The sequence below is a fragment of the Gemella sp. 27098_8_149 genome (assembly GCF_041433745.1).
In the GTDB taxonomy this organism is placed as follows: Bacteria; Bacillota; Bacilli; order Staphylococcales; family Gemellaceae; genus Gemella.
On sequence record NZ_JAPWCB010000022.1, the window covers coordinates 1 to 22,256 of the forward strand.

Below are 22,256 nucleotides of genomic sequence, written 5' to 3' on the forward strand. Positions count from 1 at the left end.
TATATCACAACTAAGTGTACATTTTTTATCTCTCATCACCTAATAATTCTGATCTTATTATTACGCTTATTGCTAAAACAAACATTATTAGGCTTAAAAATATTGTAACATAAGTATTTATATCAAGATCCATATCAAAAATTACAGTTCTCATGCTCGTTAATTGGTAAGTTAATGGATTAAGTTTTGATATATAGTATAGCACCTTAGAATTGTCTAAACTATAAAAAGTCGGTGCAGCAAAAATTATCGGCAGTAATAATGTTCCTAAGATAAGATCTCTAGTTCTATATGATACAGTTCCTAATGAAATAATAACTCCAAGAGAAAACCAAAATACTAGACTGACAATTACAATAATTAATACTTTTAAAAAAGGAACTATCTGTATTTTTATTCCTAAAAAGAACGATAAGAAGTAAATTAGTAATACTTGTACTATTGTTATTCCTAATGGAAATACTAATTTTCCTAGAAAATATGAAATTGCTGATGTTCCTTTTATTCTTTTATACGCTAAGAGTCCCCATTTTTTATCTAAATTCACCCTATAAACCGACTGATTCATCTGAGAATTTAGTATTACTCCTATAATTCCAACGAAAATATATTCTATATAGTTAACATTTTCTCCTTTAAAAGCTAAACTTGAAAAAGAGTTACCTATTCCAAATCCAAAAAATACAAAGTACAATATTGGAACCATTAGCTGAGTATATATAATCTGCTTATTATTTTCAATCGCCTTGTATTCTATATACGATGTCGCCCAAAAATTCTTCATAACATTTTTCATATAATTACTCCTCCAATTCCAATATTCTCTTCAAGGTAATTTCTTCTTTCTGTAGACTTCCTATTGTAATATTTTCTGCCAATAGTAGTTTTAATACATTTGAAATTTCCTCTTCTTTTTCCAAGAAAATTTTTAAATTTTTATCATCAACGATTGTAATAGTATCTTTATATTTTTCTACTACATCTTTACTTATTTCGCCACTGTAAGAAATGTTGTATACTATTTCTTTATTATATTCTTTTAAGAAAGTGCTCATTTCGCCAAAATATAAACATTTCCCGTCGTTTATATAAATTATCTTATTACAATACTTTTCTATAAGATCTAAATCATGAGAAGATATAAAAACAGCATGTTCTTTATTATTATTTTTTATGTATTCTAATATATTTTTTGATAATACTACATCTAATCCTGTAGTAGGTTCATCTAAAAATAAAATTTTTGAATCTGATATCAAACTTCTTGCTATTTGTACCCTCTGCAGTTGTCCTCCAGATAATTCTGTTAAGTCTGATTTCTCCTTACCTTTTAAACCTAGAACCTCAATAATCTCATCTACACTTTTCTTGCTAATAGTATTTTTAGAGTATAATACCCCCATATAAATATTATCATATACATTTAAGTACCAATCTACTGATTGGTTTTGCATACAGTAGTCTATATCTCGAACAGACACACCTTCACCAAAAGATACCTCTCCTTCGATATTAGAAAACAATCCTAATGTAGAATTAATTATCGTAGTTTTCCCTGAACCACTTTTACCTATAAGTGCAATCATATCTCCTTTTTCCGCAGAAAAAGAAATATTTTTAATCGCGTAATCACTAGAGTTTTTATATTTGTATGATAAATTTTTCACTGTTAATAGATTTACCATCTAACTCCCTCCTCCCGATATTACGTTTTACTTCTAATTACTTTTTAGAAAAGGTTGATTTGCAAATACAAACCAACCTTTAACTCTTTAATATGTAGTTTACATGTATCTCACACAATAAAGTGCATCTTCTTGAATGAATGAATTATTAATCGAGTGTCTACTTTAACAAATACTATAAAATCATTATCGTTTGTTAAAATAGTTAACTCTTCTCCTCTATTCAAGATATAATAAGAAACAATCATTTTTTAAGATTATTAGTAAATCAAAAATCAATGATGATTCTCTTTATTATTATTTTTTACATTTAAACTATAAAATTCCAATATCTAATACCATTTTTTTGTCCTCCTTATTTTATGAGGTTATAAAGCTTTATAATTTTATTGTAATATAAAAACGATATGAAAGCAATATGAAAAGAAAAAAAAAAAAAAAAACGCTTTTAAAAATTAATTCTTGTTTTTTTAGAGTAAATAAATACAAGTTTAAATAGGAATATGACTTGGTATTACTTCTTAAATTAAAGCAAAAAATGTACACCTAGCTATTTCAATAATTAACTAAGTATACAATCTTTTATTAATTTTTTATTTTTTACATTTTTTCTAAAAACTTTCCCTTAATCTTATAAAGTGTGCTCTCTATTCTTTAAATTTACATACAATACATGAATAGCCGAAATTGCATTTATTAACAAAATATAATAAGCAATGTTTTCTACATATAACCCTACAAAGCTTAAAATAATAGTAAATAATGGCGCACTTATTCGAAAAATTTGTACTATACTTTTTCTATAATCTTTATCATTATTTTTTATGAAATTAGTCCTTAATTTTATACTAATTGATACTCCCAGTGCGACTATTAAAGATAACAGTATCACTTGCAATGGTAAAAATACTTCACAAATAACCAATATGAAGAATACTATATCAAAAATTATGTAAGACATAAGTATCTTATTTAAATTTATATCATATTTCTTAGTAAATATTAAAAATAAAACTACTGTTAGTCCTGGTATAAAAAATACAATACTAGAATATTGTATTAAATTCCTAGCCGCTAATTGTTTTATAAACAGCGGTATAAAAAACACTGCTGCTCCTGACAATAGCGCTGTATTGATTATAATATATTTTCTTTTCAACTTATTAAAAACTAATCTCTCAGAATTTTTCTCAGTTTCATTTTTAAAATTATTTATTTTAAAACTTGAAAATAAAACAAACATAATTATAAATACTATTAAATATTCATCAATATTCACCTTATAAATATAACTCCCTAAAGAAAAACCAAGTAATTTAGACAAGTTGCTATATAAGGAAATATCTGTCACTCCAGCTTTGATAGACTTACTTTTCTCTATTACAAATAAATTGTAATTTAGTAGTACGACTGAAATTAATAAGTAATATACAAAATAGAATGTTAAGACGTAATATAAATTTATGTTATTTTTAAGAATAAATACTACTACTGAAAAAACTATTAAGATATAATAAAAATACTTTGTTTTTATACTAGTTAATAATCTAAAATAACTAGTATCTAGAAAAATAAATATTTCTATCAAAGTCGTTATTAACAAAATAAAATATATAGGGAAATTATATACGGATATAAATTTCACCGTTATGTATGAATATAAAACACTCAAAATTAAATTCAAACATAAATATAAACTTCTAGCTAATTTAACATTAGATTCTATAAAAAACACCTCCTATGTGATTCACTTTGTTCTTATTTCTTACAAATCATTAACCTTCTTAACTATTATGATCCTGTACTTTGATATTTTTTTAATCCGAAATTCCATATTGTTTTATAGATTAATATAAGTAGAAGCGGTCCAAATAATATTAAAAGCCATGTTTCTAAATTAAAACTGTCATGTGAATTTATTAAATTTACCACTGGGAAATATCCCACAAATGCGAATGGAATAATTATTAGTACTACTTTAATAAAAAACGGATAAATATTAACTGGATAATTTGCCAATTGATACAATTGCCATAAAACTGATTTTATACCATCATTTGTTATCGAAAAGAAGCTAATTGATACTAGTGCTAAGTATATAGCCTCTCTTACTAAAACCGCTGATATTGTAAATAAAATGAATTTTATTATAAATAAATAATTTACATCAATATCTAAGTTATATAATGAAAAAATCACAATTACTATACCTGTAATTAACTCAAATAAAGCTTCCTCATCTAATTGAAAAATAATAAATTGATAAAGTATATTAAGCGGTCTTAATAAAAATAAATCAAGTTCTCCAGTTTGAATTAAATATGGGACTTCTAAAGTTGTAACGAAGAAAAATTCCCATAACGCCGATGTTAATGTTAGAAAACCATATAAAAACAACAATTGATATAAAGAAAAACCACCGATTAATTCTGTATAATTAAGCGTAATAAGTAATACAAATAATGTTGTAAGTGTATCTAGTAAATAACCCAAATTTCCTATAATAAAATCTAGTTTATAACTCAATATCCTTTTTACATCCATTTTAAAAAACTCTGCATATAAATATAAATGTTTCTTCATATTAACCTCCCATTATATCAAACTTGTTAAATACATATTGTGATAGTCTTTTTGAAATTATCAATAATATGATTAACCAAAATATCTGTACACCAAGAATAAATAAGACTTTTCCTAAATCATTATCATGTACAATAATAGAAATAGGTGCATACATTACAGCGTAAAATGGAGTTACCTCTGATATTCTTAATAATAGTTTCGGATATAAATCTAAAGGTAGCAATCCTCCACCGAAAATAATAAGAAGAGCATTAACTAATTCAGATACACCGTTTATTCTTATAAATACTGTTGATAACAATGCAATAATATAACCTAATAAAAAAGCAACAACATAGCTCAAGATATACACAAATATAAAAAGTACAAATCTCTTAAGAGATATGGTTCTAAATATTAAATTATAAAATAGTAAAATATAAATAACTAAAATCGGCAGTACTTGAAATTTTAATTTATAGAGAAAATTGCCTAAAGTAGTGAAAAACGTTATAACTATTAATCTATTAGGCTTATTCAAATAATTAATAATAGTACCTTTTAAAATCTTCTCAGATACAAAATTGGTAGTTATTTTTATAGGTAAAACTATTTGTAAAATAATCGCAAACAAAACATAAGTTATTATTTCATCAATATTTTTAGAATTGTATTTTTCAACATAAATCCAGATACTATACTGTATTAATACCATAGATAGTGATGCAATTATCTGCATTATCGTATTAAATTTGTATTGTAATAAACTTTTGTATTGATATAAAGTATAGGCAAAAAATCTATTCATATTTATCACCTGTCTTATCCTTTACAAGCAATACCTCTTGTAGATTTAAGTCCAGTACTTCAGTTTGTGTAATTATACTTTCACTCGGCAGTAATTTTATTATATCCAAAATATTAAATTTAGTTTCATCAAAAACAAATTCTTTAGAATCAACATTTGTTCGTAAAGGTAATATTCCTTCTTCATCTAAATTTATTATATTCTCTCCGTACATTTTCAGTTTTTTATATTTATTAAAAATCTGCTTGAAGCTCTTCACTTCACCATCATAATTGATTTCACCATCACTTATCAAAATCATTCTCTTACAGACTTTTTCTATATCTGAAATTTCATGAGTCGTTAGTATGATAGTAGTATTATACTTCTCATTTATTTTTAGTATTAATTCCATAATTTTTTTCTTTGTTTCTATATCTAAACCGATTGTCGGTTCATCCAAGAACACCAATTGTGGCTTATGAATAATACTAGCTATAAACTCTCCACGCATTCTTTGCCCTAAAGATAGTTGCCTAACTGGTTGATATAAGTACTCTGTTACATTTAATTCTGATATCAGATAGTCTAACCACTCTTTATTATCTACTTCATAGATTTTTGATAAATACTCAAAAGAATCAATTAGTGGTAAATCCCACCATAAATGTGATTTTTGTCCAAATAGCGCACCTATATTTTTAGCATTTTTTTGCCTATTAATAAATGGATCTTTACCAAACACTCTTATTGAGCCTTTTGTACTAGTTAATATTCCTAACAGTAATTTTATGGTTGTAGATTTTCCAGCTCCATTATTTCCTATATATCCTACAATTTCTCCTTCTTTAATACTAAAATTTATGTCCTTCAACGCTTGTTTAACTGTCTTTTCCGTATTAAAAAAGCTAACTCTATTTTTTATTATGTAGTCTTTACTTAGACTCTCAACACTAATTATCTCTTTCATAATATTTCCTCTTATTTTACTAATTTATTATCTGATTTATGATGATTTTCTTCATCAAATTCTACTATTTTTCTAGAACCTATTCTCCTATTTTTAACTATATTAACGTGTTTTTCTTTTAAAGTCAATATTTTCTGAATATTATAGTAATTTTTCTTTTAATTTACGATAAGGAAATTATTTTTGCTATCGAATTCGGTAATTCTTGAAACAATAAAAAAAACAACCCCATCTCACTAAATCAGGAGATAAGGTTGATACTTAGTAATCTATTTCTTTTGTCTTTTAACTCTTTTTCATAATATTGCCTCTTATTTTACTAATTTATTATACCACTCAAAATTTAACCCCATCTCTTTTTTTATAAATTCATAAGACCTTTCTGGTAATGATGAACGTAGTTTCTCCAACTCCACTTTAATCTTATCCTTAAATAATGTCAATTCATCATCTTCTTGAAATATAGATATAGAAAACATTAATGAATATATACTCTTCCTTACATTAGATAGTTTTTTCCCTCTTGTTTTATTAATATGATGGTTGGTTCCAGCTAGTCTCTTAACATCTTCTGAATACGGCAATTTATCTATGAATTTCATAAAATTATCATCTATTGGAATCGAGGTACTAGTACAATAAAATCTCTCATTATGTGCTGTAATATTCCTATAAATACCTAGGATTTCTAGTATTCTAGAAAAATTAACACTGTTTATAAGCAGCCCTCCATCTCCAGCTATATTAAATTTCTCTAATATTTTTTCTTTAACTTCATCTATTTGTATATTAAAATATTTACCAACACTTCCAAATGTCATAATATTCATTAAAACCCACATTGGGAGATATGTGTGTTCATCTATATATTTTTTTATATATGCTTTCTTTTTTCTTTGTCTTCCTATATTTGAATATATCATTGTCATAATCTCATCATAGACGGTGTCATTTGTATATCTCTTTTTCTTAGGCTTCATGTATTTAAGAGTAGCTGCGTCATACTCTGTTCCATCTGTCACTGTATATCTATGACCACTTTTTTCTTCTATTTCTTCGACACTAAAAGTTTCCCTATTATAATAAATTCTTCGTAAATACTCATTCTCCTTATGCAAAGTTTCAGCAATTGCTTTGTTCTGACCATAATTAGTATGAACATCATAAAAAGATTGAATTATAGCGTGTTTTAATTTTTCCTCAATAATTAATATTTCTTCTAAAAAAATTAATCTTAATTTTCTATCAAATTGATATAACGCCTCAAAATGTTCTGGTGTAGTTCCTAAAATATAGTAATCCTCATTTGTATTAGCTCCTGCTGGATAATTACCTCTATTCTCCAAAAATGGATTTTTATAAGCATTTATTAAATTATAATGACTATATTTTTCAAGTATTTTTTTACTAGATTCCTCTATAGTCATACCTCTTTTGACTAATAAATCTATTCTCTCTGTTTGAGTTTTATATATTTTCTCCATAAGTGACCATTCTCCTCTTATTAGAAAAGCCCCCACTGTGTTCACAGCAGGGGCTTCTATTCGATCTGTATGTTCAGTATATCATACATTAACTAAAACTACAATAAAAATCCATCATTTTCTAAAAATGTGTGAATAAAAAGTGATAATATCTTAACTAAAAAAAGGGACAATATTCTACCACAATAAAAATGGGGCTGACCCAAAAGTGATAAATTTTATAAAAGTGTATATGAAAACTCATAGACGCAGTGGTTTATTGATAACTAAATTCGCTTTATAAAAGCTTTTTAGATATCTAATAAACTTTGCGGTGGGGACTAGACAAAATTGATTTTTCCGAAATCACGATTTTTGAACCACTCCCTTGGAGAAACAAAAATACACCAAATGTCTAATCTGATTATGCAATCTCCCCTTTTAATTTTTTAACTCTTTTCTTTCCTTTTTCTCTTCTTATTTTTATTGAAAAGAAACATAAGAATCATTATAAAATATCCTACATACATAATATTATTTAAAATATACAGCATATAATTATTAATTAAATATCTATTTATTATATCTATTAATATAATAATCGGAAATATGTAAATTAATAATTTTTCAAAAAAACTTTCTATGGTTTCATAATTTCTATTCATCCTTCTTCTTTTAACAAAAAGCAACAATTAATATAACTGTCTACTATTTCTCCAATTTTATTATCATCTGTCAAATTTGGTATTTTTTCTTTAGTTTTTTCTATTAATAAATTTCTATCTAATAAATGTATATCCTCGACTGCTATTTCTTCAGTAATGTCTGAATAGAACATAAGCAAATCTTCGGTTTGCTCTGTGGTTAACCCATTTTTAAAACAAGCAAATGTAAATGACAGTTCCTCACCGTACTTAACCCTTAAATAATCTACTAGTTCAGCAATAATTTTAAAATTTAGTAAATTATCATTAAACATTTTTTCAATCATAGGATCCATAATTATTTTCTCCTTTCTGTTGTACGTATAATTATATCATTCTCTCATAACAAAAATAAATACCTTCAATTCACCCCGGAAAAATATATTTTAATTTATATCAGATAAATCTACGATATTTTTTTAAGACTCATTAGTGATATTACTATAATGATAATTAAAGAATATAAATTTATATATGAAAAATATTCTTTTCCTAATTTTTCTATCAGGAACGCTATAATTATGCCTCCTAGAGAATACAAGACACTTCCTAAAACTAGGATTAATGATAATACTTGTCCCATTATTTTTCTAGAAATTTTTCTTTGGAAGAATGTTGCTTTATAAATTAGTACTGGTGCTGAAGCGATTCCTGCTATAATAAGTATAATTACTGAAAGAATAATATTCGTACTAAAATAAAACAGTATCAATAATAAACAATGCACTATAATACCTAAGCAAATTAATTTCTCTAATTTAATTTTTGAGATAAATTGCAAACCTATTATAAGTGAAGCCAAGATAATACCAACAGATTGCAAAGAATTTAATATTCCATATGCTACACTATCATTATTTAAATTTTGTTCTACATATATTGGTAATAATACGATGAAACTTCCCCAAGTGAACATATTCCACAATGTCGTATTAATTGTCATAAGGAATATTTCACTATTTTTTACAATATACTTCATAGAACTAAATATTGTATATTTTTCCTGTCTGTTTTCACTGTTACTAAATATCTCGTCACTTTTTATTGTACTTATTATTATCGCTGAAATGAAAAATAATACAGCACCTATTATGAAAGCTATTCTATTATTACCTAACACTCCCATTATCGCAACAGAAATCGAACCAAAGATATAAGAGAGGTCGAAAAATATTATCATCAATGCATTAGCTGTTACTAATTGTTCATCATTACACACCTCTTTTATTATTATATCTCCTCCCGCTGATAAAGGAATTCCTATAACGCTATTCAAACCTATCAATAATCCTATAATACTTAAAGATATCTTATCATTAAACGGCAATAAGAATATAATCAGAAAAATACTAGCTCTTAGTAGTAAAAACAAGAACATTGCTTTTCCAATATTAAACCTATCTAACACTTTTGATATTAATGGTCCAAAAACTATAGCTGGCAATTGAGTCAATACACCAAAAATAGCTATCAATAATGGATTTTTAGTTTCTTCATAGATCAACCAGATAATACTTATACTAACAAATGATTGTGCTAATGTTGTGAAGTTAATCGAAAAAAAATACTTTATAAAATCAACATTTTTTAAAACACTCATATATTTATTCATAAATTAATTCCCTTCTACTTACAGTTCCCCTTTTTTTCATACCATATAAATAATTATTATATTTATTATAATATGAAAATAAAATGGTAACAATTTGAAAAATTTTAATATAAAATCATGCTCTCCCTACTTCACTTCTTCCTTTTTCTTATAATATTCTTTCGCAAAATCTACGCAACTTTTTAAATCTATACAAAGAACCGATGTCTTCTGTATATCTTTTATTTGATAACTTCCCTTACAATTCTCCATGAATTCTTTCTGAACTGTTAAAAAATCATCATATATATCTAATTCGATATTAGAAAATTCTACCCACTCTCCATCTACATTAGCACTTTCTTTTATTGTTTTTCTATTTAGTGAATACTCTGCAAGATGCAATGCTGTATTGGATTCAAAATCAGTTCCGAATAATAAAATTTTGGCATTTTGATCATATAATCTCCCTAATGGTGAATTATATCCTAAGCCATCATCTAATGGATGCTCTTTTATTATTTCCTGTCCTTTTTCTCCTACTGCTGAAAAAGAATATAGTGGATGAGAACTTCTAACTGAGTGTGCTAAATTCATAACAAACTCGCTAAATTTTCCCATACCTCGCGTACTAGATAGATTAACATCATAAGATAAACTCTCTCGTTTTATTTTTTCTATCCACTCCTTGGGAACTTTAGGATATTCCCAATACTCTGGAGACATATTTTCTAAAGATTGCGTTGGGACAACGAGCGTTCCATTTTCTCCTAATCCTTCCATAAGTGCTTCATAAATACATCTCGCACCACCTATTATATAGCCGAATTTGCTAAGAGAAACATGTGCGATCAGGATATCGCCTTCTTCTATTCCTAAATCTTTAAATAGATTTGAAAAATCACTTTTACCTATTGGCATTAGATTATTATCTAATGCATCACTCATAAACTTATAACTCATACTTGTCCTCCTTATCAAATTAGGGGATAACTAAAAATCTTATTTTCAGAGAAATCGATTTTTGAGCCACTCCCCAGTTTTCATTCTTATATATGAATCTAAATCTTTATTTTATTAATTTTAACTTACATTACAATTTTATAATGTTATCAAATTTTCCTCTTAGTTCTTCACTTATGTCATGGCTAATCATTATTATCGTTAAGTCTTTATTTCCTAACAGCATTTCTACTAAACTTTTCGCTGATTCTTTGTCTAAAGCTGATGTTCCTTCGTCAATTAACAGTATCTTTTTACCATTAAATAACGCTCTAGCTATAGCCAATCTTTGACGTTGCCCTCCTGAAAGATTTTTCCCATGAACCTCTACTTCTGAATATAAGAAGTCCTTCTGCGTTAAGCCCACTCTTTCTAAATACTTAGTTACTTCACTATCCTCAGCTACTTCTCCCATAGTAATATTGTCTTTGACAGTACCTGAAAATACAAAATTTTCTTGTTGAATTATAGTCAGTTTTTCTAGTATTTGCTTAGTAGACAATTTTTTCAAATCAACACTACAATACTCTACACTACCTTCATAATTTCTCAGTTGTCCCGTAATAATTTTAAAAAATGTTGATTTTCCTACTCCACTATCTCCGCTTATTAGATATTTATTCCCCTCTTTTATATCAAGGTTCAAATTATTTAAGATTTCCTTGTCACCATAACTAAAACATAAATTTTTAATATTAAATAATGTTTCTCTTAAAGAATATTCAACCGGTAAATGAGTATCTTTATTTTTCGACATGAACTCATCGTGCTTAGAAAATATAGGTTTTGCACCTTTAATAAATGCTATTCTATAACCTACTTGGCTCATACCATCAAATACAAGATTGGAAAACATTCCTACAGCTGCAACTGCACCAATTTCCAAATTATCATTAACAACTAAATACCCTGTAACAAATACTAATAACACTTGGAAAAAGACATTTAAACCGAAGTTAAGCATATAATAATTGCTTTCCAATTTACTTTGTTTAACAAATACATTTTTCAAAATACTACTAATATGTGCTATTCTTTTGGGAATTATCTGTAATTTATTAAGAGAGAAATAAGTATCATAACCTAAAATTGTCTCCTCTAACGAAGCAACATAGTTCTCATTTTCTTTAGTAACCTCTGTTCCCATATTATGAAGTTTTTTATTAAAAATTTTCGGAAGATAAATTAATATTCCTGTTCCTATAATAGTAATTAAAGAAATGATCCAGTGATATTTCAATAGAGCATAAAGAGAAAATACCACACCAGAAAGACTGTATATTATAGCGAATATATTCCTCAACCCTTTTTCTTGAATCATTTGAATATCATTATTAAACCAAGATTGATAAACACCAGGTGAGTTATCTTTATACTTTTCAATATCTAATTCTACAAGGCTAGTAGACAGATTATCCTTAACATCTATTCCAATATCTTGAACAAAAATCTCCTCTCTTACCTTTACCACCCTATCAATTACTATAATAACTAACCACGTAACGGATAAGAATAAGATAATTTCAAAGAAACTATGTAGATTTCTATTGGTAAGAACAGTTATAGCATCTGCATTTAAAAAGTTACTTTTCATAAGAAATAACTGCCTTAACAATATAAGAAAACAAATTAATAAGAACCTATATTTAAATTTTAAAATATATTTTTTCATAAATACCTCCTACTTTTAATTCCACTCAATTTAATAACACTCTATTAAGGGAATTTTTGAGAAACATATGCAAACACCAACTTATATTTATACTTTTATTATAGTATGAAAAAAAGATGATAACAATATAAAATTATAATTTTCAGAAAACTTTCTCTAATTATCTTGACACAAAAAAAAAAGTCAGTATAATTAAAGTTACATAAAGCTTGTAACTTAAATACAAACAACATTTATGTAATCTATTCAAAGGAGAGAAATATGATTAAAAATATTTTAGAAGTTATAACATTAAACAAATTAAAGTTATGCATTATGTTTATTTTGACATTAATAGTATCAATAGGGACTGTTTATGTTGTATACGCTCGTGTTGATATTGTTGATTCTGTAATATACAAAACAGGGTCTCTTTGGACAAAAGTTGGCATTATTATTTGTATTTTAATAATAGTAGAACTACTTAGAGCGTGGCTAAAAATTATAATTGCACAATTAGTTAAACAATGGAAGATATATCTAGGTGATAGAATTAGTAAAAACATAGAAACTATGTCTCAATCAGAATTTAATAAGGTTGATTCTGGTGAGCATATGACTAAATACACTTATCAACTTGAATTATTATCCGCGTATTTATTCTCACCATTAACTGGTTTACTTAGTGCTATTGTATTATTTATCTCATCAGTCGTATTTTTATGGCTTATTAATTGGAAATTTGTTGTATTTGCCCTATTATCATCAATCGCAATGTTCTTAATAAGCGGTAAGTTTGGTAATAAAATTAGTGTAGGATATACAAATTTATCAATTTTATCAGGGAAATTTTCTGGAGTTCTAAAGGAGTATTTAACAGGTTATGAAGATTTGAAGAATATTGGTAAGATAAATTTATTCTCAAAAAATGTTAAGGCTAGTCAGATTCAAAAAGAAGATCAACAGTATAGTATTTCTAAATTAATGGCATTCGGTGAATTAACTTTACAAAGTATCGAGAAGCTACTTGAATTATTGATTTTTATCTTTGCGATTTACTTAGTTTTAAAAAATGAATTGACTATAGGTACAATAGCTTCGGTATCTACTATACTAGGCATATACCTTACTTCTATCAATCAATTGGTTGATCTGTATATTAAGGTAATCGGTACAAAAGAAATATTAAATAGCGTTATAACTAAAGCAACTGCTAAAGAAACACTTTACCCACACGTTGAAGAAAATATTGAATTTAAAGACTTTAATTATAGTTTCGGAGATAACCATGTCATTAAAAATTTCAACTTTAATATTAATAAAGGTGGAAAATATGCAGTAATCGGTAAAAGTGGTTCTGGAAAATCTACTATAATCAAGTTGCTACTAGGGAAATTACAATCCAGCCAAGATAAAGTTTTAATCGATGGAAATCCCCTTGAAATACAGGATGATATTAACTTCTCGAAAGAAATTGGATATGTAAGTCAACAAACATCTATTTTTAGTGGTTCAATCCGATATAACATCACTTTAGATGATAGTTATTCAGATGAAGAAATATGGAGCATATTGGAAAAAGTTTGTTTAGCTGATAGAGTTAGAGCTTTACCTGATGGCTTAGATCATAACTTATCTAATATGGGAGAAATCCTTTCAGGAGGAGAAAAACAAAGATTAGTTCTTGCGAGAGTTTTAATTAGAAATTATCCAATTTTAATTCTTGATGAAGCAACCTCAGCATTAGATGAAAAAACAGCAGTACAGATAGAAAACAATATCTTAGCTGACGAAAAGTTAACTTTAATAATGATTTCTCACCATATACAAGAAGAAATCAAAAAACAACTAACAGAATGTGTAGAATTAAAAGCACAGTAATATCACTTATTAAATAACACAAAAATGCCAAGCAATTTACATTACTTGGCATTTTTTATTTTTCCCTATAAAATCCAGCAACAATAGTACAACAATTATATTGAATACCTACATTCCAAATTAAAATTTTAAACTAAAAATTTCTACACTTTGAACAGTATCCTCCTCTAGTAATTGTTCAAAAGTATAAACTTATGCAAATTTCTTATAAAAGTATAAATATCTCATTACGAATAGAAATGAAACTAACACGAATAGAAATGCGAACTTAGCTAGATTATCTATAAATTGTAAATAGATAAATACTAGTAAAACTCCTGCTACTTCTACCAAGTATTCTATTATACTCGCTTTTTTCCAGTTGATTTTTTCATATAAGTCAACCACATAATATTGAGCAATACCTAATATCATAAACGCCAATGCAGCTAAACTATATGCCTTAATGTCTGTTTTATCCTGAGTAAAAGCTTCAGGTAAAAAGCTTGTAGTGTTAGTTAAATATTTATTCATAGCTATGAATAAGAAACCTACTACTTCAACTTGCAATACCAACAAACCTAAATCTTTAAGCTTATTCATTTTTCTCCCCTCCTCTTTAAAATTTTTTTATTAACTAATACAATATAATTATTTATACTTATTCGATTGTATTATACCATTTTCTAAAACGTATTCAAAATATTTGTGATGTAATGTTACGTGTATTTTTTTAATTCATCAGAAAATAATACTATACACAAACCTAATAAAACTATAATAACGGATATTAATATCGCAATTCCTACCGAAAAATATGTTGAAATACCTCCACCTATTGTCGCTCCTAGTGGAATAAGCCCTCTTCCAAAAATTCTCCAAATAGCAGAAACACTTCCCAACATTGATAAATCAACATTACTTTGTCTTATTGTAGTAGCATTCACATTATATAAAGGCATCGCTGCTCCTATACACATAGTTGCAACAAATAAAGATAATGTACTCTCTTCACTGCTTAAATAATAAAGAGTGAAACCCACTGCATATAAAATAAATGATAATATTATAGTTCTTCCCATTCCTATAGTATCAGATATTTTTAAAGAACTTACAGATGCTACTACAAGACCTATATTCCCTACGCTTATAATCATCCCAATTGTATATGGAGCAACATTTAAAACTTTACTTAAGTAATAAAACTGAATCGACTGAAAAATACCTATACCAAATACCAATACAAAGTAACTCATCGCCAATCTAAATAATATTTGATTATTAAAAACATAATTATATGCTTCTCTTATGTGAACTATCGATTTCTTTTTTGTTTTTACTCTATCTTTCTCTATATTACATGGAAGTAATATCTGACAAAAACTTGCTAGTATAAATGTTATCCCATCTATTATAAAGATAAACGGAGCTGAAAATAAACTAAATATAATCCCACCGACACTTGGAGCGGCAGTATCAATAACACTATTACTTAATTCCATTTTATAGTTTGCTTTCTTTAGATTTTCTTTCTCTACTACCATAGGAATTTGACTATAAAAAGATATACTCCCAAATAATAAGAATGTATTCAATAAGAAAATTAAAATGTAAAATCCCCACAGTGGTAATATTTTAAAAATAGAAAATACAAATAATATTATAGAAATAACAAAACAAATTATATTTGTAAAAATCCCTATTTTTCTTTTATTCCCCCTATCTACAACAACACCTATTATTGTTCCAAAAAGTAAGCTCGGTAAAAACGACATTACTGTAATCATAGAAGTTTCTAATACCGTAGTATCGTAAATGAATATTCCTACTAATGGAAATCCAAATATAGTCAGTTTATTTCCAATTGAACTAACTATCTGTGATAACCATAATAAATTAAAATTTCTATTTAACATATTAGACTCTCCTATCTCTATATTTTAAAGTATTATGAAAGTGACTCAAAAATTGTAATTTCGGAGAAAGAGATTTTATCGAGTCATCTCCGAAAAGTTTATCAAATATCTAAAAAGCTTTCATAAGGTGAATTTATATATCAATAAACCACCAAGTCATAAGCTCTCGTATAAACTTTATTAAATTTTAGGACTTTTTATTCAATCCCATTTTCCCCATTACATGTACCTCATCATACATTTTCAAAGTTTCTGGATAAGATCTGTGCGAAATATGAATTAAAGTTTTATCTTTCATACTTAATAGTAATTTTTCAACTAAGATGTATGTATCTTTATCCAACCCTGATAATGTTTCATCTAAAACTATAACCTGTTTTTCCTGTAATATAGCCCTGATTAACGCTAATCTTTGTTTTTGTCCACCAGATAAATTTGATTTTCTCTTATCGTACGTAGTATTTATCAAATCAGAAGCTTCTTTAATTTTGTCATCTAATCTAGTTTCTCTTATTAAAGTCATTATTTTATCCGCTTCTATGTTCTTATAAAAAGTAAGATTATCGCTAACCGTTCCTACAAATATAAAACTATCTTGAGGAACATAAGTTATTATTTTCTGAATTGTGTTGTATTCATAATTGCTAATATTTTTTCCGTTTAAAAATATATTACATCCTTCAATGTTTTTCGTTAATAGTAATGCTAACGTTGATTTTCCACTACCACTATCTCCTTGAATTAAATACTTTTTACCTTTTTCAAAACTAGCTGAAAAATCACTAAAAATTTCTCTATTATTAAATTTATAACTTTCATTTCGAACTTCTATGTTTTCAAAATCGATAAGATCATGACTATCTAGATATTCAAACTTCTCTTTAGAATCCAATTCTCTCTTTATATCTTTTACCGATGTTATATTAGCTATAGAAGCTGTTATCAAATTAACAGGCATTACTAATTCTGTAGAAATAGTAAAAATAGATACTATATCTCCTACACTCGTATTTCCTAACAGAGCTTGACGACCTCCTACATATAAAATAGCAATAATAGTAGCGTAGAATACTAATCCAGTTAAGACATTTACAAGTGATACTAAAACATTTTTTCTATTAACAAGTTTATTTATTTTTTTATATTCATTAAGTAATTTTTCATAAAATATATTAGCCGAATCACTGTTCTTAATAACTAATAATCCCTCTAAAAAATCTTCAAGTTTATCGTTATATCTAGCCTTTTGTATAGAAATACTGTTTTGAACATTTTTCAAATATGATTTGAATAGGTTAGGAATTACAATCGGAAATAGTGACAATCCTATAACCCAAAAAGCTGTTGTTACATCTAATTTGAACAACGCTATAGTAGCAAAAATAAAATAAACCATCCCCTGATACAAAGAAAAAATCGTATTATAATATTGATCTTTTACCATTTCAATGTCATTGTTTACAGTAGATAATAAATTTTTACTCTTTGTATCAAGTTTATTTCTAAGTAAACTACCCACAAGCGTTCTATGAATATTAAATCCAATTTTATTTAGATAAACAGTATCTAAAATCTGACGTAAATATTCACATATAAGCATTAGTATAATAATTACAGATAAATATATAATTTGATTATAGAATAATTGTTCATTTTTAGTAGTAAGTGCATCAACAACATATTTAATTTGATAAGAAAAATAAATATTAATCCCCGAAACGACTGTAATAAGAAATAAAACTACCGCAAATAAAAATTTCCTCATATTTCTCACCCCTTAATTGAGTTCTTCTATTTAAAAGTTCAGTTTCCATTTAATAAATAACCTTTTAAAATTTAAATATAATAAAAAGAAATCAATTGCTCATAGAAGCCAATCAATTTCTTTCTTAATATTTTATATTATAAAATAATTCAATCTATAGATTAACTTTCCACTCAACATAAAATCCAATTAACGTTTAGTTAAATTATAGAAATTATATCAAATAAAAAATTGCTAGTCAATGTTATTTCTGAAAATTTAATTTGTTAATTCTATTTCACAAAAAAACTGGACTGTAACCAGAAACTTATCTTTTAAATGAAACTAAAAAATCCGTGCCTCCACTTTCTCGTAAATAAAAGTATTCCTTTACTTCCTATATATATTTTCAAATTTATTTTTTCATCAAAACCATTTTTTATATAATAACCCCTGTAAAACTTCAGAAAATGAGTTTTTTATATTCTCTGTAATACTGTATTATTCTTTAAATTTATAATATTACGTATATTTATAAATTGTTGATTATCATAACTTAATTTGATATAATCAAAATTGGAGAGAGAAGTTAGGGGACATTAGTTTCCGATAAAGATGGTGGCTACTTCTATATGAAAGGGGATGGTGCTATGCTCTCATACACTAAAATCTGGATGAAAGGAGTAGCAAGTTGTCAGCTTACGAAATTATACAGACGATTATTGGAATAAATCTTTTGATTGTTTCAGTAGTTAGTGCATGTATTGTAGCTTTAAAAAAAGACAATAAAAAATAACCATCTTTATGCTTTGGCAGGCTAGATGGTTATAAAATACCTAAACTAGAGCCACCGTCTTTAAAACGGCTCTCTCTTTCATGCTTATATTCTAACATAGATAAAATAAAAAATCAAAGATTTTGAGACACTTTTCTCGTTTATTTTCTATATTTATTCTCAAAGTAAAACTTTCTCTTTGATTTCTTACTGGAACTTACTTGGGAATTTACCTTCTACTTTTTTAATACTCCCTACAATCTTGTATTTTCTCAGTATATAATTTAATTGTTCGCTTGTAACATCTTCGTATTTATAATCTATATTTTCTACTGCCAGATAGTTCAATACTTTTCTAATACTGACATATCCTTTTTTCGCTACTACAATATGATCTAGCATTTCAATACCAACTATTTCACCAACTTCCATTAGATTTATCGTTGTTTTAATATCTTCTATAGAAGGAGTTGCATCTCCACTCGGGTGATTATGCACGCAGACGATGCTCGAAGCACTATTTTTTATCGCTAGTTTAAATACTTCTCTTGGATGCACTACTGACATAGATAAGCTACCTTTGAATACTTCTCTTTTTTCTATTATTTTACCTTTTGTATCAATATCTAATACTACGAAGACTTCTTGTGTTAAATTCTCTAAAGATGATTTTAGATAATTGGCTATTGACTGCGGGCTATCACACTTCACATCTAGGACATTTGTCGCGTATATTCTTCTTGCGAACTCTATATTTGCCAGAATATGTATCGCCTTTTCCTGACCTATTCCTTTATGTTTCATAAGTTCTGTTAAGGTTGCATCTCTTAATTTTGTAATACCTCCCATGTCTTTTAGTATCGTGTCAGAAAGCTCAATTACATTTTGATTTTTTGTACCTGTTCTTAATAATATTGCTAGAATCTCTTTATCACTAAGAGCTAGGGCTCCTAGTTTTTTAAATTTCTCTCTCGGACGATCTTCCTCACTAAATTCTTTAATAGTATATGCTACCATAATAATCCCTCCCTTATTAATATTATTGTTAAATAGCTAAGTGTTATGAATGGCACTAGCGGTAGTTTCGTTTTCCTTTTAACTTTCTTCAAAATAATTAACCAAATAGCGAAGAATCCTGCATATAAAAATGTAAATATTAACAAATACACTCCTTCAAATAAGTTTAAATTTAAGGCTAATACACAAAAAACTTTTATGTCACCATAACCTAAACCACCTCTTGTGAAAATATATAGTATATGAAAGATAATAATAAGATAAATAAAATCTAAAAAATTGAATAAATAATAATGCATATATATAGAAGAAAAATTTAATATAATTAGAAGATAAAACAACTCATCATTGACTTCAAATGATTTCACATCTTCTATTCCTAAAAAAATGAGAATAATAAATATACTAACTTCAAGATAACTAATAAAAATAAACTGTTTTTGGAAAATAATAAATAATACTATAGTAATAAAAGTAAAAATTTCGTATAAAAATACATCCAATGGGATTTTTTGATTACAATAACTACATCGCCCTTTTTTATATAAATAGCTAAAAATTGGAACTAAGTCCGAACCCCTTAATTCTTTTTGACAACTAGAACAACGACTTCGCCTAAATAGAAACTCTTTCTTATTCTCACTATCTACTAAACACTTAATAGCACTAGCAAAAATAAGACTTAAGATAATAATAAATATAGAACTTTCCATAAATATCCCCCCTATTTTATAACCCTTCGATTATATTTTATCATAAGAATATTTACCTAACCAACTTTATCCTTTGTCCAATTTCAACCAATAAATAATATTTTTTTATTCTTAATATTTTTTTTAATATCTTCGGAATTCTGTATACAACTTTTCATCTTGAATATATTTTCACAATAAATCATACTCATTTTCAATATCTATTATCGTTCTAGTCCACTCATAGCAATATCCATTTTCAAAAGAATTTACATTTTTTCATTTTTATAGTACAATATTAATTATAGTTTTCCGAAGGCAAGATTTCAGCCTTAAGGAAAGTAGTTTTGTATGCTTATACTAAGCTATTATTTTTAGAAAAGGTGATTGAATGATTTTTAAAAAATTTTTAAGAAAAAGTCAAGAAGAGTTAGAAGCAGCGAATCAACTTTCTCTTCAAGAAATCAACAATACAGTTGATGTTCCTAAAGAAGGAAGCTTTTTAAAGAAAGTCCTTGCTTATAGTGGGCCGGGAGCATTAGTAGCGGTCGGTTATATGGATCCCGGTAACTGGATTACCTCTATCGCTGGTGGTGCTCAATATGCGTATAGCCTATTATTCGTAATACTTATATCGAATCTTATCGCAATGCTTCTTCAATCAATGTCTGTAAGATTAGGTATCGTTACTGGTATGGACTTAGCTCAAGCTACTAGAAAACATACTGGTAAAAAAATGGGAGTTGTGCTTTGGATAATTACCGAGCTAGCTATTATGGCTACTGATATTGCAGAAATAATCGGTAGTGCTGTAGCACTAAAATTATTATTCGGTATTCCATTACTAATAGGAGTTATTATAACTATCTTCGATGTGTTCTTACTATTATTATTAGCACATTTTGGATTTAGAAAAATCGAAGCTATTGTGGCTACTTTAATTTTTACGATTTTAATAATATTCTTCTATGAAGTTTTATTGGCTAATCCTAATACCGGAGAATTAATAAAAGGATTCATTCCAAATAAAGAAGTAATTAGTAATAAAGGTGCATTATTTATCGCCTTAGGTATCGTAGGTGCTACAGTTATGCCTCATAATCTATACTTACATTCTTCTATTGTGCAAGCAAGAAGATACGACAGAAAAGATAATAAAGTTAAGAAAGATGCAATTAGATTTTCTACTATAGATTCTAATATCCAGCTATCAATAGCATTCGTTATAAACTGTTTACTATTAGTTCTAGGTGCTGCATTATTCCATGGACATGGTGACAGCCTTGGTCGTTTTACTGATTTATACAATGCTTTACAAGATAGTAGTATAGTTGGTGCCATTGCTTCGCCTCTTCTTAGTACATTGTTCGCAGTAGCGCTTTTGGCCTCAGGACAAAACTCTACTATTACTGGAACATTATCAGGGCAAATAGTTATGGAAGGTTTCATCCACATGAGACTTCCTATGTGGATTAGAAGAATGCTGACACGTGTAATTGCAGTAATGCCGGTTGTTATTTGTTTAATAATCTTTGGAGATAGTGAACAAGCAATTGAGAGTTTACTAATTTATACACAAGTATTCTTGAGTATTGCTCTACCAATATCTATTATTCCATTAACACTCTATACATCAGACAAAAAACTTATGGGAGATTTCGTTATTAAACCATGGATGAAGATCGTTGCGTGGATCTGTACAGTAGTATTGATAATCTTGAATTTCTGGTTAATAATATCAACATTCATATAAACTAATTGGACTGATTTTTGTCAGTCCAATTTTTTCATTTCTTAATATATACATAATCTCACATCTTCTATACTTCATAAA

General features: G+C 27.0%; 18 protein-coding genes. 2 read left to right on the forward strand and 16 right to left on the reverse strand.

All coding sequences use genetic code 11. From position 1 onward, the window contains the following. Positions 1–25 precede the first annotated feature (25 nt). The 11 genes from O3801_RS07625 to O3801_RS07675 form a co-directional block, all read right to left on the reverse strand. Positions 26–796, reverse strand: a complete 771-nt coding sequence (locus O3801_RS07625) for an ABC transporter permease (RefSeq protein ID WP_371454567.1) — start codon at positions 794–796, stop codon at positions 26–28. 4 nt (positions 797–800) lie between these two features. After that, on the reverse strand, positions 801–1,685 hold the full coding sequence (locus O3801_RS07630) for an ATP-binding cassette domain-containing protein (RefSeq protein WP_371454568.1): 885 nt from the start codon (positions 1,683–1,685) through the stop codon (positions 801–803). Between the two features lie 631 nt (positions 1,686–2,316). Beyond that, positions 2,317–3,009, reverse strand: a complete 693-nt coding sequence (locus O3801_RS07635; protein ID WP_371454569.1) for a hypothetical protein — start codon at positions 3,007–3,009, stop codon at positions 2,317–2,319. A gap of 467 nt (positions 3,010–3,476) precedes the next feature. Then, positions 3,477–4,268 carry an ABC transporter permease gene (locus tag O3801_RS07640; protein WP_371454570.1) on the reverse strand — a complete coding sequence of 264 codons (792 nt, stop codon included), beginning with the start codon at positions 4,266–4,268 and terminating at the stop codon, positions 3,477–3,479. A gap of 1 nt (position 4,269) precedes the next feature. After that, positions 4,270–5,058 (reverse strand): ABC transporter permease, encoded by a 789-nt coding sequence (locus tag O3801_RS07645; RefSeq protein WP_371454571.1) that lies wholly within the window; start codon positions 5,056–5,058, stop codon positions 4,270–4,272. Continuing rightward, positions 5,051–6,007 carry an ABC transporter ATP-binding protein gene (locus O3801_RS07650; RefSeq protein ID WP_371454572.1) on the reverse strand — a complete coding sequence of 319 codons (957 nt, stop codon included), beginning with the start codon at positions 6,005–6,007 and terminating at the stop codon, positions 5,051–5,053. The genes O3801_RS07645 and O3801_RS07650 overlap by 8 nt, the downstream gene beginning before the upstream one ends. A gap of 311 nt (positions 6,008–6,318) precedes the next feature. Beyond that, positions 6,319–7,491 carry an Abi family protein gene (locus O3801_RS07655; protein WP_371454573.1) on the reverse strand — a complete coding sequence of 391 codons (1,173 nt, stop codon included), beginning with the start codon at positions 7,489–7,491 and terminating at the stop codon, positions 6,319–6,321. Positions 7,492–8,131: 640 nt separating this feature from the next. Then, a complete protein-coding gene (locus tag O3801_RS07660) occupies positions 8,132–8,470 on the reverse strand; it encodes a hypothetical protein (protein ID WP_371454574.1) in 339 nt (112 codons plus the stop codon). Between the two features lie 110 nt (positions 8,471–8,580). Continuing rightward, positions 8,581–9,786 (reverse strand): MFS transporter, encoded by a 1,206-nt coding sequence (locus O3801_RS07665; RefSeq protein WP_371454575.1) that lies wholly within the window; start codon positions 9,784–9,786, stop codon positions 8,581–8,583. Between the two features lie 126 nt (positions 9,787–9,912). Beyond that, the gene (locus O3801_RS07670) at positions 9,913–10,728 is read right to left on the reverse strand and encodes an AAC(3) family N-acetyltransferase (RefSeq protein ID WP_371454576.1); all 816 of its coding nucleotides are present in this window, start codon (positions 10,726–10,728) and stop codon (positions 9,913–9,915) included. A gap of 130 nt (positions 10,729–10,858) precedes the next feature. Further along, positions 10,859–12,439, reverse strand: coding sequence for an ATP-binding cassette domain-containing protein (locus O3801_RS07675; RefSeq protein WP_371454577.1), 1,581 nt, complete (start codon positions 12,437–12,439; stop codon positions 10,859–10,861). Positions 12,440–12,700: 261 nt separating this feature from the next. Here O3801_RS07675 and O3801_RS07680 point away from each other — a divergent pair, with 261 nt between their 5' ends. Then, positions 12,701–14,299, forward strand: a complete 1,599-nt coding sequence (locus tag O3801_RS07680) for an ABC transporter ATP-binding protein (protein WP_371454578.1) — start codon at positions 12,701–12,703, stop codon at positions 14,297–14,299. Between the two features lie 192 nt (positions 14,300–14,491). Here O3801_RS07680 and O3801_RS07685 read toward each other — a convergent pair whose 3' ends face one another. From O3801_RS07685 to O3801_RS07710, 5 genes are all read right to left on the reverse strand, one after another. Beyond that, positions 14,492–14,881 (reverse strand): hypothetical protein, encoded by a 390-nt coding sequence (locus O3801_RS07685; RefSeq protein WP_371454579.1) that lies wholly within the window; start codon positions 14,879–14,881, stop codon positions 14,492–14,494. 116 nt (positions 14,882–14,997) lie between these two features. Continuing rightward, on the reverse strand, positions 14,998–16,194 hold the full coding sequence (locus O3801_RS07690) for an MFS transporter (RefSeq protein ID WP_371454580.1): 1,197 nt from the start codon (positions 16,192–16,194) through the stop codon (positions 14,998–15,000). 187 nt (positions 16,195–16,381) lie between these two features. Beyond that, a complete protein-coding gene (locus tag O3801_RS07695) occupies positions 16,382–17,959 on the reverse strand; it encodes an ATP-binding cassette domain-containing protein (protein ID WP_371454581.1) in 1,578 nt (525 codons plus the stop codon). Between the two features lie 961 nt (positions 17,960–18,920). Further along, positions 18,921–19,730, reverse strand: coding sequence for a RadC family protein (gene radC / locus O3801_RS07705; protein WP_371454583.1), 810 nt, complete (start codon positions 19,728–19,730; stop codon positions 18,921–18,923). Continuing rightward, positions 19,724–20,443 (reverse strand): prepilin peptidase, encoded by a 720-nt coding sequence (locus tag O3801_RS07710; RefSeq protein ID WP_371454584.1) that lies wholly within the window; start codon positions 20,441–20,443, stop codon positions 19,724–19,726. Before O3801_RS07710 ends, radC begins: the two co-directional genes overlap by 7 nt. A gap of 370 nt (positions 20,444–20,813) precedes the next feature. Between O3801_RS07710 and O3801_RS07715 the strand changes: the two genes are divergently transcribed. Continuing rightward, the gene (locus tag O3801_RS07715) at positions 20,814–22,175 is read left to right on the forward strand and encodes an Nramp family divalent metal transporter (RefSeq protein WP_371454585.1); all 1,362 of its coding nucleotides are present in this window, start codon (positions 20,814–20,816) and stop codon (positions 22,173–22,175) included. Positions 22,176–22,256 lie beyond the last annotated feature (81 nt).

Coding starts and splice junctions, on each gene's coding strand:
- O3801_RS07655 (WP_371454573.1), bottom strand. CDS start 7,491: ATGGAGAAAATATATAAAACTCAAACAGAGAGAATAGATTTATTAGTC.
- O3801_RS07685 (WP_371454579.1), bottom strand. CDS start 14,881: ATGAATAAGCTTAAAGATTTAGGTTTGTTGGTATTGCAAGTTGAAGTA.
- O3801_RS07650 (WP_371454572.1), bottom strand. CDS start 6,007: ATGAAAGAGATAATTAGTGTTGAGAGTCTAAGTAAAGACTACATAATA.
- O3801_RS07625 (WP_371454567.1), bottom strand. CDS start 796: ATGAAAAATGTTATGAAGAATTTTTGGGCGACATCGTATATAGAATAC.
- O3801_RS07630 (WP_371454568.1), bottom strand. CDS start 1,685: ATGGTAAATCTATTAACAGTGAAAAATTTATCATACAAATATAAAAAC.
- O3801_RS07645 (WP_371454571.1), bottom strand. CDS start 5,058: ATGAATAGATTTTTTGCCTATACTTTATATCAATACAAAAGTTTATTA.
- O3801_RS07675 (WP_371454577.1), bottom strand. CDS start 12,439: ATGAAAAAATATATTTTAAAATTTAAATATAGGTTCTTATTAATTTGT.
- O3801_RS07710 (WP_371454584.1), bottom strand. CDS start 20,443: ATGGAAAGTTCTATATTTATTATTATCTTAAGTCTTATTTTTGCTAGT.
- O3801_RS07680 (WP_371454578.1), top strand. CDS start 12,701: ATGATTAAAAATATTTTAGAAGTTATAACATTAAACAAATTAAAGTTA.
- radC (WP_371454583.1), bottom strand. CDS start 19,730: ATGGTAGCATATACTATTAAAGAATTTAGTGAGGAAGATCGTCCGAGA.
- O3801_RS07695 (WP_371454581.1), bottom strand. CDS start 17,959: ATGAGGAAATTTTTATTTGCGGTAGTTTTATTTCTTATTACAGTCGTT.
- O3801_RS07690 (WP_371454580.1), bottom strand. CDS start 16,194: ATGTTAAATAGAAATTTTAATTTATTATGGTTATCACAGATAGTTAGT.
- O3801_RS07715 (WP_371454585.1), top strand. CDS start 20,814: ATGATTTTTAAAAAATTTTTAAGAAAAAGTCAAGAAGAGTTAGAAGCA.
- O3801_RS07660 (WP_371454574.1), bottom strand. CDS start 8,470: ATGGATCCTATGATTGAAAAAATGTTTAATGATAATTTACTAAATTTT.
- O3801_RS07665 (WP_371454575.1), bottom strand. CDS start 9,786: ATGAATAAATATATGAGTGTTTTAAAAAATGTTGATTTTATAAAGTAT.
- O3801_RS07640 (WP_371454570.1), bottom strand. CDS start 4,268: ATGAAGAAACATTTATATTTATATGCAGAGTTTTTTAAAATGGATGTA.
- O3801_RS07670 (WP_371454576.1), bottom strand. CDS start 10,728: ATGAGTTATAAGTTTATGAGTGATGCATTAGATAATAATCTAATGCCA.